The organism is Allokutzneria sp. A3M-2-11 16 (assembly GCF_024213555.1).
GTDB lineage: Bacteria > Actinomycetota > Actinomycetes > Mycobacteriales > Pseudonocardiaceae > Allokutzneria.
The window spans coordinates 2273546-2288698 of sequence record NZ_JANAVO010000001.1; the positions used below are offsets into that span (position 1 = coordinate 2273546).

A 15153-nucleotide genomic window follows, 5' to 3' on the forward strand; every position below is an offset into this window, starting at 1 on the left:
CCGTCTGCGGTGTCCGCATCCTGTTGTGCCCCATAGCGTTCGTCCAATGTGCGAATGCGCGAAGCGGGTGTCCAGAAGGTCGGTTCTGTTCGCTGGAGCGGCAAGCGTCCTCTTGCCAGCGGTCGCGTTCGCGGGGCAGGAGCCCGAGCAGACCAGGACGATCACCGGCCGGTTCGAGCCGGGCGCACCGGACTGGGCCTACCTGCCGATCGTGGTGCCGCGCGGGGTGCGGGAGATCGAGATCGTCTACCGCTACGACAAGCCGCCGGGCCTGCCGGGCAACGCGCTGGACATCGGGATGTTCGGGCCGGAGGGGCACGAGCTGGGCAACCACCGCGGTTTCCGCGGCTGGTCCGGCGGGGCCCGGGACCGGTTCACCATCAGCGCCTCCGGGGCGACCCCCGGCTACCTGCCCGGCCCGATCGTCGCGGGCACCTGGCACGTCATCCTCGGCCCGTACACGGTCTCGCCGCTGGGGATGAACTACGAGGTCGACGTCACCCTGCGGTTCGGCCCGCCCGGTGAGCCGGTCCGGCCGAACCCGGCGCCGCGCCGGGCGACCGGCCGGGGCCGGGCCTGGTACCGCGGTGACTGCCACCTGCACACCGTGCACTCCGACGGCAAGCGCACGCCCGAGGAACTGATCGCGGCGGCCAAGACCGCCGGGCTGGACTTCTTCGTCTCCACCGAGCACAACACCTGCTCCGCGAGCCTGCGGTGGGGCGACCACGCGCGCCCCGACCTGTTGATCGTCAACGGCGAGGAGGTCACGACGCGGTCCGGGCACTGGCCAGCGCTCGGCCTGCCGCCGGGCTACTGGATCGACTGGCGCTACCGGGGCTCCGAGCAGGCCGCGTTCGAGCGCTTCGCCCGGCGCGTCCACGCGGTCGGTGGCCTGGTCGTCGCGGCGCACCCGTACGCGTCGTGCCTCGGCTGCTCGTGGGAGTTCGGCTACGACCACGTCGACGCGGTCGAGGTGTGGAACGGAGATTGGTCCTTCGACGACGAGCTCGCTGTGCGTCGCTGGGACGGCCTCCTGCGCGAGGGCAAATGGGTGCCCGCGATCGGCTCCAGCGACGCGCACCGCGAGCCTCAGCCGGTCGGGCTGCCGCAGACCGTGGTGCTGGCCGAGGACCTTGAGACGCGCTCGATCCTGGCGGGGATCGAGGCGGGCCGGTCCTGGCTCGCCGAGTCCTCCCGCGTCGAGCTGACCATGAAGGCCGTCGCGGGTCGTCGCGTCGCGGAGATCGGTGATCGGCTGAACGCGGCGGAGGCGCGGATCGAGCTCGACATCGCGGGCGCGCCGGGCTGCGAGGTCCGGCTGATCACGCCCACGCGGATCGCGCACAGCGAGTGGGTCCCGGCGACCGGTCGCGCCCAGGTGCGCTGGACGGCGAACGACGCCGAGTGGGTGCGAGCGGAGGTGCGCAGGCCACTACGGACCCCGACGACCCCGGACACGATGGTGGCCCTGACAAACCCCATCTTCCTGGGCCACCGCTAGAACACCGCACGTGGTTGGTACGTCTTCAAGTACCCCGGACCCCCACCCAGAGCGTCTTTAACCGCCACAAACCCCCTTCGCCACCGGTAGGGGGTTTGCCGCCGTTTGAGACCTCCGGAGCGGGGGTCGGGGGTACTTGAAGACCGGCGAACCCGGTCAGCGTGCAGGCTCAGCGGCCCGCGAGTTCGACCTCGTCGCGAGTGCAGCTGGCCGCGTTCTCCATCCACTGCCTGCCGTCGCGCACGCTGTGCCTGCGCAGCCAGACCACGCTCGCCAGGACCAGGCCGGAGGCCGCCGACGCGAGGAAGGCGGCGGGCGGGCCGAAGAGCTCCACCAGCTGGCCGCTCACCAGCTGGCCGAAGGCGAGGCCGATGGTCACCGCGGTGATCACCCAACCGAACGCCTCGGTCGCCGTGCCCGGGAGCGCGACCTCCTCGATCGCCGCGGAGTGCGTCATCGCCTGCGGGGTGATCAGGGTGCCGACCACGAACAGCGCGACCGCCAGCCCGGCGAGCGTCGTCGGGATCGCCAGCAGCGTCACCAGCACGGAGAACCCGCCGAGCAGCACCGGCAACCGCAGGTACATCGGCCGCGGCCAGGGGCGCGAGCCGTACAGCACGCCGAACAGCACCGAGCTGACCGACCAGATGCTGAGCAGCACGCCGCCCAGCGCCTCGTAGCCCGCGTGCGTCGCCGCCGCGGGCACCGCGACCTCGACGAAGCCGATGGTCACGCCGAAGCCGAGCGCGGCGATGGCGACGGTGCGCATGCCGGGGGTGCTCAGCGCGCCGAGCACGCCGACGCTCGCCCGCTCGTCGCGGCGCGGACGCCAGGCCCGCACGGTCCGGGTCAGCGCGAAGCCGGTGGCGCCGACGACCTCGCAGACCGCGCCGACCAGCACGCCCGTCCCGGCCCACGGCAGCGCGGTGAACAACCCGGCGAGGCCGGGGCCGAGGATGAAGAAGACCTCCATGCTGATGGCCTCGTAGGAGTAGGCCGCCTGCCGCGCCGGTCCGGGCGGCAGCAGCCTGGTCCACAGCGACCTGGAGGAGGAGCCGACCATCGGCTGGCTGGTGCCCAGCGCCAGCGCGAGCACCGCCATCAGCCAGGCGGGGGCGCCCGACTCGATCGCGATGATCTCGGCCGTCACCATCGCGCTGAACAGCGCGGAGGCCACCAGGAGCACCCGGGTGGGGCCGATCTTGTCGACCAGCCTGCCCTGCGCGACCGAGCCCGCCGCGACGCCGACGAGCGCGCCCGCGGAGACGAGGCTGGCCGCCGCGAAGGAACCGCTGACCCGCTGCACGTAGAACAGCAGCGCGATGCCGACCATGGCGACCGGCAGTCGAGCGAGCAGGGAGGTCAGGACGGGACCGCGCGCACCGGGGGCGGTGAGCGCCGCGCGGTAGTCGGCGAGGGAGGCATTCTGGGACACGCGTACCAGTATGCCGGAGAACTGGTACATGAGTACCACTAATTCGCGGTGGCCTTGCTCACCGCGTTACGATTTGATAACAACGTTCGGATGTATGGGTGAAACTGCACAACGAATTCGCCGCCGACAGCGTCCTTGAGGGTGAAAGCAATTGAGTAAACGAGCACTTCGGGGCCATGGTGGGCACCAACGTCGGGCTGGTATCAGTCCCGTTACACCCATGGACCACAATTGCTCACACGTGCTTCGCCTTGAGGAAGCTCAGGACCTCCTTCGGCGCTAACGGGTCGGGGCCGGGCGTCGGAGGTCGGGAAAGCGTGGCCGGTCGGGGGACGGGTCGCGCACACACACAAGGAGGCCGGTGCGCCGCGTCGGGGGCGGCGCACCGGCCTCCTTGTCTTCTGTCTTCTTAAGACCCTCAGCGGGCCCGGCGGGCCAGCCGCTCCGGGTCCAGGATCAGCACGCTCTTGCCCTCCAGCCGCAGCCAGCCGCGGTGCGCGAAGTCGGCGAGCGCCTTGTTCACGGTCTCCCGGGAGGCGCCGACGTACTGGGCGATCTCCTCCTGGGTCAGGTCGTGGGTGACCCGCAGCAGACCGGCCTCCTGCGAACCGAAGCGCTGGGCGAACTGGAGCAGCGCGCGCGCCACCCGGCCCGGGACGTCGGTGAAGATCAGGTCGGCCAGCATGTTGTTCGTGCGCCGCAGTCGCCGCGCTAGCACGCGCAGCAGCTGCTCGGCGATCTCCGGCCGCTTGCCGATCCACTCGCGCAGGCTGGGCCGGTCCATCGTGAGCGCCCGCACCTCGGTCACCGTGGTCGCGGTGGAGGTCCTGGGGCCGGGATCGAAGATCGACAGCTCACCGAACATGTCCGAAGGACCCATGATGGACAGCAGGTTCTCCCGGCCATCAGGGGACTTCCGGCCGACCTTCACCTTGCCCGACTGGATGATGTACAGCCGGTCACCGGGCTCGCCCTCCGCGAAGATGACGTGTCCGCGCGGGAAGTCCACCTGCTCCAGCGTGGACACGAGCGCCTCAGCGGCTGCCGGTTCAACGCCCTGGAAGATGCCCGCCCGGGCCAGGGTCTCGTCCACCTCGTCCCTCCATGTTGAGACGCGACGGTTCACGTGAGCGGCCAGTACCGCAGGAATGCGGTCTTCGGCCACGTGCCGCCGATCACTGGCGAGCAGTCTAGGCCGTCTTCGGCGTGGTGCCGCTCGGCTCGCCGGTTGAAACCGATCAGTCGGTCGACCGCTCTGTTAAAAGTCCTCCTGAGCAGCGGCGATCAGCGCATGAGCGCCACGGTCGGGCCGAGGAGGATTACTTCGGCCCGGCGCGTCGCCCGGTCAGGCCCGGCTGCGGGTGCGACGAGGCTTGCGCGGGGGACGCGCGGTCCCGCCGACGCGGCGCCTGCGCCGGAACAGTTCGAGGGCGCGGCCGATCCCGTGGCCGTAGAGCGCGCGCACCTCGTCGGGCCGCGCCTTCTCCAGGAACTCCTCGACCTCGTCCTCCTGCACCGCCACGTGCCGCAGACGAGCTTCCACGCGCTCCATGAAGAGCGCGAAGAGCATCACGATGAGTGGGACCACTACTACGAGCCATGCAGTCATAGTGGCGCCGATCCTCCACCACTCCGGTTCCGCGCGCGCATCCGGGGTCCGTTCCACTGTCGGACCCACACGTACGCTGGAGGGGTGCCAGCGCAGACCCGCCAGAAGCCCGGCAAACCGTCTACAGCAGTGGAAACCAGGCTCGGCCTCGTGCGGCGGGCGCGGCGCATGCTGCGCGGGCTGGAGGTCGCTTTCCCGGACGCGCACTGCGAGCTGGACTTCACCACCCCGCTGGACCTCGCGGTCGCGGTGATCCTCTCCGCCCAGTGCACCGACAAGCGGGTCAACGAGGTCACCCCGGCGCTGTTCGCCCGCTACCGCACGGCCGCCGACTACGCCGGGGCCGACCGGACCGAGCTGGAGGAGCTGATCCGGCCGACCGGCTTCTTCCGGAACAAGGCCACCTCGATCATGGGCTTGGGCGCTGCGCTGGTGCAGCGGCACGGCGGCGAGGTGCCCGGCAAGCTCAAGGACCTGGTGACGCTGCCCGGGGTGGGGCGCAAGACCGCCAACGTGATCCTCGGCGAGGCGTTCGGCGTCCCCGGGATCACCGTGGACACCCACTTCGGCCGCCTGGTCCGGCGGTGGGGCTGGACTGAGCTGGAGGACCCGGTCAAGGTCGAGCACGCGATCGGCGAGCTGATCCCGCGCAAGGACTGGACCATGCTCTCGCACCGGGTGATCTTCCACGGCCGTCGCGTCTGCCACGCCAGGAAGCCCGCGTGCGGTGCGTGCGCGTTGGCCAGGGACTGCCCGTCCTTCGGCGCGGGCCCGACGACGCTCGCGGAGGCGGCGAAGCTCGTCCGCGGCCCCGAGACCGACCACCTGTTATCGCTGGTCGCCGAGGGCGAGGGCGCTCGATGACCGACCGCGGACACGCACTGCGCTGGCTGCTCGTGGTCGTGGTGCTCGGCGTGGCCGGGATCGTGGCGATCTGGCCACGCGGCGCTGACGAGCACACCCCGGGCGCGTCCAGGCCACCCGCGGACCTCGTCGCGGCACGGGCCAAGGCGGCGCTGCCCGCGTGCCCGGTCGCGAAGGAGGGGAGCGCACCGGTGAGCGGGTTGGCCGGGCTGTCGGTGACCTGCATGGCAGACGGCTCGCGCATCGACCTCGCGCAGGCGCTCGCGGGCAAGGCCGCACTGGTCAACGTGTGGGCGACGTGGTGCACGCCGTGCCGTGAGGAGCTGCCCGCGCTGACCGCCTACGCGGCGTCCCCCGGGGCGGTCGGGGTGCTGGGCCTTCAGATCCGGAGTGGCGAGGCGGACGGCCTGGAGATGCTTTCCGGGCTGAACGCGCGCATCCCTTCCGTGATCGACCTCGACGAGCGGGTCGCCGGAGTGTTGAAGCCGCCGGTGATGCCGACCTCGTACGTGGTGAGCGCGTCCGGTCGGATGGAGCGGGTGAACCCGCCGGTCGTCTTCAAGACCGCCGATCAAGTGCGCGCGACCGTCGACGAGTACCTGAGGCGGCTCGGGTGAACCCGGGACCTCTGGTCGGCGAGGACGACGTGCCCGAGTGGATGCGGCCTCTGATGCACTCCGTCGCCAACCTGGAGCAGAAGCACTTCGAGCGCGCGAAGCCGCCCGCGGACGGCTCCGGACGGCCCGCCGCCGTGCTGATCCTGCTCGGTGAGGGCGCGGACGGGCCTGACGTGCTGCTGCTGCGCCGGGCGGACACGCTGAACTCGCACGCGGGCCAGGTCGCTTTTCCCGGCGGCACGATCGACCCGGAGGACGAGGGCCCGGTCGCGGCCGCGCTCCGGGAGGCGGTCGAGGAGACCGGCGTGCTGCCGCTGGGCGTGCGCCCGGTGGCGCTGCTGCCGGAGCTGTACCTCACGCCGACCGGCTTCCTGGTCAGCCCGGTCCTCGCGCACTGGGCGGAACCGAGCCCGGTCGTCGCGGTCGACCCCAACGAGACCGCCGCGGTCGCGCGGGTCCCGCTGGCCCACCTCGCCGACCCGGCAAACCGCTGCACCATCGCCTACCGGGGCTACCGCGGACCCGGTTTCCTGGTTCCGGGGATGCTGGTGTGGGGTTTCACCGCCTGGCTGCTGTCGGGCTTGCTGACGCTGGGCGGCTGGGAACGGCCGTGGAACCGCAAGGACGTTCGCGACCTCGACGAGGCGTGGCTGGCGGTCTCGGAGCCCGAGCTGCCCGCGAACGCGAAGGAGCAGACGTGAACTGGGTCGACCTGCTGATAGTGGCGCTCGCCGTGCTCGCCGCCCTGTCCGGGGCGCGGCAGGGCATGGTGGTGTCCCTGTGCTCGGTCGCGGGCGTGCTCGCCGGCGCGATGCTCGGCCTGTGGCTGGCGCCGCTGCTGGTGGCCAACTTCGCCGACGTGACGACCCGGGTGGCCATCGGTGTCGCGCTGGTGGTGCTCATGATCGCTCTCGGCGAGATGCTCGGCGTCTGGGTCGGCAGGCCGATCAAGGAGAAGCTCAACGCCACCAGGCTCACCGCCGTGGACAACTCCCTCGGCGCGGTCACGATGAGCGCGGTGGTGTTCGTTGTCGCATGGCTGCTCGCGGTGCCACTGACCTCCGCCGCCGGGCTGCCCGCGCTGTCGTCCGCGGTCAAGCGCTCCACCGTGCTCGGCGTCGTCGACGACGTGATGCCGCCCGCCGCGCAGAGCCTGCCCGGTTCGCTGCGCCAGCTGCTCGACTCCTCCGGTTTCCCCGCCGCGCTCGATCCGTTCGCTTCGACCCCGCGCGCCGACGCCGATCCGCCGAACCTGGCGCTGCAGACCGATCCTGTGGTCCAGCGGGTGCGGGCGAGCGTGCTCAAGGTCCGCGGTCGCGCTTCATCGTGCGCGCGGGCGTTGGAGGGCACCGGCTTCGTGGTCGCCCCGCAGCGCGTGATGACCAACGCCCACGTGGTCGCGGGCACCGACAAGGTCACCATCGAGGTCGGCCGCGGTGACTTCGACGCCACCGTGGTGCTCTACGACCCGCAGACCGATGTGGCGGTCCTGGACGTTCCGGACCTCAAGGCACCCGTGCTGCCGTGGGCGTCGATGGACGCCAAGCCCGGCGAGGACGGCGTTGTCGTCGGCTATCCGCTCGACGGGCCCTACACCCCGTCAGCGGCCAGGGTCCGCGACCGGATCAACCTGCGCGGTCCGGACATCTACGAGGCCCGGACCGTGTTCCGCGACGTCTACACGATCCGGGCGAAGGTCCGCAGCGGCAACTCCGGCGGTCCGCTGATCGACCCGGACGGCCGCGTCCTCGGCGTGGTCTTCGGCGCCGCGGTCGACGACCACGAGACCGGCTTCGTGCTGACCGCCAAGGAGGTCGCCGACGAACTCGCCGCGGCCCCGAAGCTGTTCAGCCGGGTCTCCACCGGCACCTGCACGAACTGAGCTGATCAGGGCGCGAGACACCAGAGCGCGTCCAGCGGTACCGCTCGGATCTTCTCGCCGAACGGCAAGGTCTGCTGACCCGTGTAGAGCACATAACCGGCGACGAACCGGTCTCCCAGTTGGTTCGCGAGGTTCCGCAGTCCGGTGAGGTCTTCGGTGCGCACCGTTGCGCCGGACTTCACCTCGACCCCGATGACCCGGCCATCCGGGGTCTCGATGACCGCGTCGACCTCGACCTTGTCCTTGGTCCGGTAGTGGTAGAGCTTGCCGCGCTCCTCGGACCAGGTCAGCTGCCGGGCGAGTTCCATGAGGACGAAGTTCTCCATCATCGGCCCGACCGCGCCTCCCGGGTCGCCCAGCCGGACCGCGTCCTGACCGATGAGGTGGCAGGCGACCCCGGTGTCCACGAACGCCAGCTTCGGTGTGCCGACGGCTCGGTGCGTCTGCCCGGAGGACCAGGCGGGGATGCTCTTGATCAGGAAGACCGAGGACAGCAGTTCCAGGTAGCGCACGAGGGTCGTTCTCGGGATACCGGACTGGCTGGCGAGCGTCGCCGGGACCAGGAGGCTCCCGGCACGACCGGCGAGCAGCGCGAGGAGCTTGAACAGTTCACCGCGGCGCTCGATGCTCGCCAGTTCCAGGACGTCCCGCTCGATCAGCGTGGAGAGGTACGCGTCGAAGAAGGCCGCTCGACGGCGGGGAGCTCGCCGGGTGGCTTCGGGGTATCCCCCGACGACGAGGCGGTCGAGGTAGTCCCGGCGGCGCAAGGTCGACGAATGGTCGAGGTGGTGACCGTGCCGGAAGGCCGCGTCCACGAATCGGTCCGGCCTGCCGTCCAACTCACCCTGCGAGAAGGGCCAGAGCTCGATGATCTCCATGCGCCCCGGCAACGCGTCCGGCAATGTCCGCAGTGCCAGAATCCGTGAGGAACCGGTCAGCAGGTAGCGGCCCGGCGTCGGGTCCAGATCGACGACGACCTTGATCGGCTGGAGCAGTTCCGGCACGAGCTGGATCTCGTCGATGACCATGAGCGCGTCGTGCTCGACGAATCCGGTGGGATCGTCCTTCGCCGCCTGCAGGGTCGCCGGATCGTCCAGCAGCCGGACCACGCTCGTGGGCCGCTGCCCGGCGGCAAGCCTGGTGAGCGTGCTCTTCCCAGCCTGACGAGCTCCGTTGACCAGAACCACCCTGGTGTCCAGCAGGGCTTCGGTCACCAGGGATTCGGCATGGCGGGGCACAAGGCTCGGAAACGTGCTCACCAGCTGATTGTGCCGCAAAATCAAGATCAACGGTCATCTGGCCGCTGAACGCGTGGTCATCTGGACGGTAGGTCCGTGGTCATCTGGCCGCTGGGTTCGTGGTCATCTGGACGGTCGTCAGTACCGCTCGGGCTCGTCCTCGTGGGAGCGGCGGGCGATCGAGGCGTTCTCGCGCATCGTGCGGATGGTCCGCTCCGGCGCGCGGATCTTGCGCACCTTGCGGTAGCCCATGAACCCGAACAGCCCGGCCGCCGCCAGCATCAGCAGGAAGACGATGCCGAACGCGGCCCAGCGGTAGAGCCACACCGACAGCAGCTCGCCGAGGAAGAAGAACAGGAAGAACATGCTGAAACCCAGCACGGCGAGCGCGAGGATGAAGTACACGCTGCCCTTGAGGCCCTTGCGCACCTCACCCTTGAGCTCGATCTTGGCGAGTTCGAGCTCGGCCCTGATCAGGGTGGAGACGTGGGTGGTCGCCTCGCGGACGAGCCCGCCGATCGACTGCTCCGCCGCTGTGCTGGCGTTGTCGTCGGTCAGCGGGATGGACGCGACGGGCGGCAGCTCGGCTCCGCTGCCGTTGCCTTTGTGCTGGGCGCTGGTCACGCGGTCATCGTGCCATGCGCCCCGGACACCGGCGTGTCGGCTCCTCAACCCCGGCATGTCACGTGTCGCGCGCCCGGCTCCTCTTGATCAGCATCACCGCGGCCAGCAGTGCCGCCGCGGCGGACGCGACCAGCACCGCGGCCTTCGCCAGCTCGGCGGTCTCCTTCGGCAGCGCCAGTTCGGCGATCAGCAGGCTCACCGTGAAGCCGACGCCGCCGAGCATCGAGACGGCGGCCATGTCCCGCCACGCCAGGTCCTTCGGTTTGCTGGCCAGGCCGAAGCGCACGGACAGCAGGGAGAAGCCGAAGATCCCGAGCAGCTTGCCCACCACCAGGCCGACGATCACCGCGAGCGCGATCCGGTCTGTGGTCAGCGCGGCCAGCGCGTCGGCGCCGACCGGGACCCCGGCGGCGAACAGCGCGAACACCGGTACGGCGAGCCCGGCTGACCAGGGCTGGAGCCGGTGCTCCAGTCGGACCGCGGGCGCTTCGGGCTCGTACCGGTCCCGCCTCACCCGGGTGAGCAGGCCGAGCGCGACCCCGGCGATCGTGGCGTGCACACCGGTGGAGTGGACCGCGATCCACACCGCCACGGCGAGCGGGACGTAGATCCACGACGAGGTCACCCGGCGTCGCTGGAGGTACCAGTACAGCGCGAGCAGCACGACCGCCGCGGCGACGGCCAGCAGGTCGAAGGTGCTGGTGAACAACACCGCGATCACCAGGATGGCGCCGAGGTCGTCCACCACGGCCAGGCTGAGCAGGAAGATCCGCGCGCTGTTTGGCAGACCGGAGCCGGTGATCGCCAGCACGCCGAGCGCGAAGGCGATGTCGGTGGCGACGGGGATCGCCCACGCCTGCGCCGATCCGGGGGCGCCCCAGCTCACCGCGAGCGCGATGCCCGCGGGCACCACCATCCCGCCGAGCGCGGCGATCACGGGCAGCGTGGCGGCCTTGCGGTCGGACAGCTCGCCGACGACGAGCTCGCGTTTGAGTTCCAGGCCCGCCACGAAGAAGAACAGCGCCAGCAGGCCGTCCTTGGCCCACTCGCCGACGGTGAGGTTCAGGTGCAGCGGCTCCGGTCCGACCTGAAGATCGCGCAGCCACCGGTAGGACTCGTCCAGCGGGGAGTTCGCCCACAGCAGCGCGACGGCGGTGGCGGCGAGCAGGACCATGCCGCCCACGGTTTCGGTGCGGAGGTACCTGGCCAGGTCCGGCAGGACGGCGGCGGCTCGGCGGGCTCGCGACAAGATCGTGCTCCTTGCTCTGGGTACGGCACACAGCCTGCCGACCAGACTTCCCGGCTCACCTGTGCGCAATCCTAACGGCGCGCCGGGAACCCCGGCCTGGTCAGCGCGGTTCGTCGGCTCGGTGATCGGTGCCTGGCTGGGCGCCGCCCTGCTCACCCGGGCTCCGCTCGCGGCGCTGCGCTGGCTGTACGCGCTGATCGCCGTGGGCACGGCGGTGCGGCTGCTGTCGGGACTCACCGGGATCGGTGCGGGAACCGTGCTGGTGCCGATCATGCAGCTGGGGTTCGCGCTCTCAAAGGCGAAGGGAACCTCACTTCTCGTTATTCTACCGGCCTCGGCGCTCGGCGGCTACCAGAATTCGAAAAAAGGAAACGGCTGCCTGAAGGATTCACTCTGGGTGGGCTTCACCGGCGTCCTCGCCACGATGGCGGCGAGCCAGTTCGCCGTGTTCGTGGACCACGCGCTTTCCGACGTCCTGCTAGCATTTGCGCTGGTAGCGGCGGGTATTAGCGCGGTATGGGGTGATCTTCGCGCACTGTTCAAGCGGCCGTACTAATAATTAACCACCTATTTTCGCCGAGAACAAGACTTGTTCTTCGCTTTTCTTGCTCGCACACTCTTGCACCATGGGGACCGTGCTGTGGATTGGTGGCGCGCAGTGGGCTGGGAAGACCACTGTCGCCCGGATACTCGCCGAACGATTTGGACTGACCGCCTACCACTACGACTTCCACGACGCCCGGGGTCACTACGACCGGGCCCTGGCCAACGCGTTCCGGTACCCGCACCGGAACGCGGCCGTCAACGACAGTCCCGACCAGCAGTGGGTGCAGCGGTCACCGGAGAGGATGGCGGCGGACTGCCTGCGGGGCTTCGTCGAGCGCTTCGACATGGTGCTCGACGACCTGCGCGCGTTGTCCACCACGCGAGCGTTGATCGCGGAGGGATGGGGCCTGCGGCCGGAACTGGTCGCCACCAGGGTCACCGCGCCGGACCAGGCGGTGTTCCTCGTGCCGACCGAGGAGTTCCGGCAGCACCAGCTGCGCGAGCTGGACCGGGCGCGGAACCTGGCGATCGGTCACCTCGCCGTCGAGGTGAGTGATCCCGTTCTGGCGCAGGCGAATCGCGTCGCGCGGGATCGTCTGCTGGCCGAGGACGCGGTGCGTTCCGCGCGGCTGTGCGGATTCCGAGTGATCACAGTGGACGGTCAGCTCGGCGCCGGCGGTATCGCGGACGAGGTGCAGGAGCACTTCCGCAAGCACCTTCCCAGGCGCTGACAAGGAAACGGGGCCCACCGAACCGGTGGGCCCCGTTTGTCCACAGTGGACTAATCCACAGTGCTAGTCTTTGGTTCCCTTGTGCAGGCCGGAACTGATCAGGTCCATCACCGTCGAGTCGGCCAGCGTGGTGACGTCGCCGACCTTCCGGTTCTCCGCGACATCGCGCAGCAGCCGCCGCATGATCTTGCCGGAGCGGGTCTTCGGCAGCTCGGGGACGACCATGATCTGCCGGGGCTTGGCGATCGGGCCGATCTCCTTGGCCACGTGGTCGCGCAGCTCCTTCACGATGCCCTCGCCCTGCTCGACGCCGCCGCGCAGGATCACGAACGCCACGATGCCCTGGCCCGTCGTCGGATCGGTCGCGCCGACCACCGCCGCCTCGGCCACCTTGGCGTGCGAGACCAGGGCCGACTCCACCTCGGTGGTGGAGATGCGGTGCCCGGACACGTTCATCACGTCGTCCACCCGGCCGAGCAACCAGACGGCGCCGTCGCTGTCGTACTTGGCGCCGTCACCGGCGAAGTAGAAACCCTGCTCGGCGAAGCGCGACCAGTAGGTGTCGCGGAAGCGCTCCTCGTCGCCCCAGATGCCGCGCAGCATCGACGGCCACGGCTGGTCCAGCACCAGGTACCCGCCGCCGCCCTTGCCGACCGCGACGCCCGACTCGTCGACCACCTTCGCGCCGATGCCCGGCAGCGGACCCATGGCCGAGCCCGGCTTGCACTCGGTCACCCCGGGCAGCGGGGCGATCATGATGGCGCCGGTTTCCGTCTGCCACCAGGTGTCCACGATGGGGCAGCGGTTTCCGCCGACGTGCTCGCGGTACCACATCCACGCCTCGGGGTTGATCGGCTCACCGACGCTGCCGAGCACCCGCAGCGAGGACAGGTCGTGCCTGGCGGGGATGTCCGCGCCCCACTTCATGAACGTCCGGATCAGCGTCGGCGCCGTGTAGTAGATGGAGACCTTGTACTTCTGCACGATCTCCCAGTGGCGGCCCTCGTGCGGGGTGTTCGGCGTGCCCTCGTAGACCACCTGCGTGGCGCGGTTGGCCAGCGGCCCGTAGACGATGTAGGAGTGCCCGGTGACCCAGCCGATGTCGGCGGTGCACCAGTAGACGTCCTCGCCCGCCTTGTGGTCGAAGACGTAGTGGTGGGTGTAGGCCGCCTGGGTCAGGTAGCCGCCCGAGGTGTGCAGGATGCCCTTCGGCTTCCCCGTGGTGCCCGAGGTGTAGAGGATGAACAGCGGGTGCTCGGAGTCGAAGGACTCGGGGGTGTGCTCGGTGGACTGGCCGTCGACGAGGTCGTGCCACCAGAGGTCGCGGCCCTCGGTCCACTCGACGTCGGTGTCGGTTCGCTTGACCACCAACACGTTCTGGATCGTCGGCGTCTGCGCGACGGCCTCGTCCACCGCGGTCTTCAGCGGTGCGGGCTTGCCGCGGCGGTACTGGCCGTCGGTGGTGATCACGAGCTTGGCCTCGGCGTCGTCGATGCGCGAGCGCAGCGCCTCCGCGGAGAACCCGGCGAAGACCACGCTGTGGGTCAGGCCGAGCCGCGCGCACGCGAGCATCGAGTAGATCGCCTCGGGGATCATCGGCATGTAGATCGCCACGCGGTCGCCCGCAGTGAGGCCGAGCGAGGACAGCGCGTTGGCGGCCTTGCTCACCTCGTCCTTGAGGTCGCCGTAGGTGATGGCGCGGGAGTCCCCGGGCTCGCCCTCCCAGTGGATCGCGACCTGGTCCCCGTGGCCGGAGTCGACGTGCCGGTCGACGCAGTTGTAGGCGACGTTGAGCTGGCCGCCGACGAACCACTTCGCGAACGGGGCCGCCGACCAGTCCAGGACCCGGTCCCAGCCGGAGGTCCAGCTCAGCCGCCCGGCCTGCTCCGCCCAGAACGCCTCGCGGTCGGCGGACGCCCGATCGGCCAGGTCGGACTTGGCGTTGGCCTGCTCGGCGAACTCCGCGCTCGGCGGGAACGTCCGACTCTCGGTGAGCAGGTTGTCCAGAGCGTTCCCGCTCTGCCCGGCGTCGTTGCCGCTCGGTGGGGTCATGGGGGAGGACCTCCAGGTGGTCGGGCGTTTTCGCGTTCACGTTCACGTTGGACCGTAGTGCGATCCAGCTCACGAAAACAGCCGAGCCCGTGTGGTCCAGACCACGTCCCGCGCTAGTCGAACAGCCGCGACGAGAGCCGTTGCCTGGCTTCCGGCCACTCCTCGGCGATCATCGAGAAGGTCACGGTGTCCCGCAGCGTGCCGTCCGGGCGGACCCGGTGGTGCCGGTGCACGCCTTCGCGCTGCGCGCCGAGCCGGGCGATGGCCCGCTGCGAGCGCTCGTTGTTGAGGTCGGTGTGCCAGGTGACCCGGTTCGCCCCCAGCGTTTCGAACGCCCTGGCCAGCAACAACAGCTTCGCCTCGGTGTTGAGCGCGGTCCGCTGCCACGGTGCGCCGATCCAGGTGTAGCCGATCGCGATGTTCCGGTGCTCGGGGATGATCTCGTAGTAGGAGGTCGTCCCGGCCACCTCGCCGGTGCGCTGGTCGATCTGCGCCCACGGCAGCCGGACGCCGCGTTCCCGGTCGGCGATGCCCGCGTCGATGATCCGCCGCGTGTCGGCGAGCTCGACCGGCTGGCGCCAGCTCAGCCAGCGCCAGATCTCCGGGTCCTTGCCCGCGGCGTGCAGCCCTTCGGCGTGCTCCTGGGTCAGCGGTTCGAGCCGGACGTGGCGGCCGATCAGGTCCGGCTGCTCCCACCACCTGCTGTCAACAGTCACAACCCGAAGGTAGGTATCAAGCCTCCGAAGGGGGAACGTCCACATCGGGACGATCGCGCTAGGCCACTGCTGGCGGTAACGTCCCC

General features: G+C 70.1%; 15 protein-coding genes. 7 read left to right on the forward strand and 8 right to left on the reverse strand.

From position 1 onward, the window contains the following. Positions 1 to 112: 112 nt before the first annotated feature. Positions 113 to 1504, forward strand: coding sequence for a CehA/McbA family metallohydrolase (locus NLX83_RS11385; RefSeq protein WP_254234800.1), 1392 nt, complete (start codon positions 113 to 115; stop codon positions 1502 to 1504). Positions 1505 to 1673: 169 nt separating this feature from the next. Here NLX83_RS11385 and NLX83_RS11390 read toward each other — a convergent pair whose 3' ends face one another. The 3 genes from NLX83_RS11390 to NLX83_RS11400 all read right to left on the reverse strand — a co-directional run bounded on the left by NLX83_RS11390 (position 1674) and on the right by NLX83_RS11400 (position 4548). Beyond that, positions 1674 to 2969 (reverse strand): MFS transporter, encoded by a 1296-nt coding sequence (locus NLX83_RS11390; protein WP_254234801.1) that lies wholly within the window; start codon positions 2967 to 2969, stop codon positions 1674 to 1676. A gap of 388 nt (positions 2970 to 3357) precedes the next feature. Then, complete coding sequence (locus NLX83_RS11395; protein WP_086823868.1) at positions 3358 to 4032, reverse strand: Crp/Fnr family transcriptional regulator; 675 nt, start codon at positions 4030 to 4032, stop codon at positions 3358 to 3360. Between the two features lie 252 nt (positions 4033 to 4284). Continuing rightward, positions 4285 to 4548: a hypothetical protein gene (locus tag NLX83_RS11400; RefSeq protein WP_030428182.1), complete on the reverse strand. Its 264-nt coding sequence runs from the start codon at positions 4546 to 4548 to the stop codon at positions 4285 to 4287. Positions 4549 to 4716: 168 nt separating this feature from the next. Between NLX83_RS11400 and nth the strand changes: the two genes are divergently transcribed. The 4 genes from nth to NLX83_RS11420 are packed head-to-tail and all read left to right on the forward strand — an operon-like array spanning position 4717 to position 7911. Beyond that, the gene (nth, locus tag NLX83_RS11405; protein ID WP_254236171.1) at positions 4717 to 5412 is read left to right on the forward strand and encodes an endonuclease III; all 696 of its coding nucleotides are present in this window, start codon (positions 4717 to 4719) and stop codon (positions 5410 to 5412) included. Beyond that, the gene (locus NLX83_RS11410) at positions 5409 to 6029 is read left to right on the forward strand and encodes a TlpA family protein disulfide reductase (RefSeq protein ID WP_254234802.1); all 621 of its coding nucleotides are present in this window, start codon (positions 5409 to 5411) and stop codon (positions 6027 to 6029) included. Before nth ends, NLX83_RS11410 begins: the two co-directional genes overlap by 4 nt. A 41-nt stretch (positions 6030 to 6070) precedes the next feature. After that, positions 6071 to 6730: an NUDIX hydrolase gene (locus NLX83_RS11415; protein ID WP_254236172.1), complete on the forward strand. Its 660-nt coding sequence runs from the start codon at positions 6071 to 6073 to the stop codon at positions 6728 to 6730. Further along, the gene (locus NLX83_RS11420) at positions 6727 to 7911 is read left to right on the forward strand and encodes a MarP family serine protease (RefSeq protein WP_254234803.1); all 1185 of its coding nucleotides are present in this window, start codon (positions 6727 to 6729) and stop codon (positions 7909 to 7911) included. Before NLX83_RS11415 ends, NLX83_RS11420 begins: the two co-directional genes overlap by 4 nt. Before the next feature lie 5 nt (positions 7912 to 7916). Here the strand turns inward: NLX83_RS11420 and NLX83_RS11425 are convergent, their stop codons facing one another. The 3 genes from NLX83_RS11425 to nhaA form a co-directional block, all read right to left on the reverse strand. Beyond that, a complete protein-coding gene (locus NLX83_RS11425; RefSeq protein WP_254234804.1) occupies positions 7917 to 9170 on the reverse strand; it encodes an ATP-binding protein in 1254 nt (417 codons plus the stop codon). Between the two features lie 117 nt (positions 9171 to 9287). Continuing rightward, positions 9288 to 9773 (reverse strand): phage holin family protein, encoded by a 486-nt coding sequence (locus NLX83_RS11430; protein WP_254234805.1) that lies wholly within the window; start codon positions 9771 to 9773, stop codon positions 9288 to 9290. A gap of 58 nt (positions 9774 to 9831) precedes the next feature. Then, a complete protein-coding gene (gene nhaA / locus NLX83_RS11435; RefSeq protein ID WP_256563057.1) occupies positions 9832 to 11022 on the reverse strand; it encodes a Na+/H+ antiporter NhaA in 1191 nt (396 codons plus the stop codon). Between the two features lie 61 nt (positions 11023 to 11083). Here nhaA and NLX83_RS11440 point away from each other — a divergent pair, with 61 nt between their 5' ends. Beyond that, positions 11084 to 11578: a sulfite exporter TauE/SafE family protein gene (locus tag NLX83_RS11440; RefSeq protein WP_254234806.1), complete on the forward strand. Its 495-nt coding sequence runs from the start codon at positions 11084 to 11086 to the stop codon at positions 11576 to 11578. Between the two features lie 70 nt (positions 11579 to 11648). Continuing rightward, positions 11649 to 12299 (forward strand): hypothetical protein, encoded by a 651-nt coding sequence (locus tag NLX83_RS11445; RefSeq protein WP_254234807.1) that lies wholly within the window; start codon positions 11649 to 11651, stop codon positions 12297 to 12299. Positions 12300 to 12362: 63 nt separating this feature from the next. Here NLX83_RS11445 and acs read toward each other — a convergent pair whose 3' ends face one another. Together acs and NLX83_RS11455 are read right to left on the reverse strand one after the other, a co-directional pair. After that, positions 12363 to 14351, reverse strand: coding sequence for an acetate--CoA ligase (gene acs / locus NLX83_RS11450; RefSeq protein ID WP_254234808.1), 1989 nt, complete (start codon positions 14349 to 14351; stop codon positions 12363 to 12365). Positions 14352 to 14464: 113 nt separating this feature from the next. Beyond that, on the reverse strand, positions 14465 to 15067 hold the full coding sequence (locus NLX83_RS11455) for a GNAT family N-acetyltransferase (protein ID WP_254234809.1): 603 nt from the start codon (positions 15065 to 15067) through the stop codon (positions 14465 to 14467). Between the last annotated feature and the right edge of the window lie 86 nt (positions 15068 to 15153).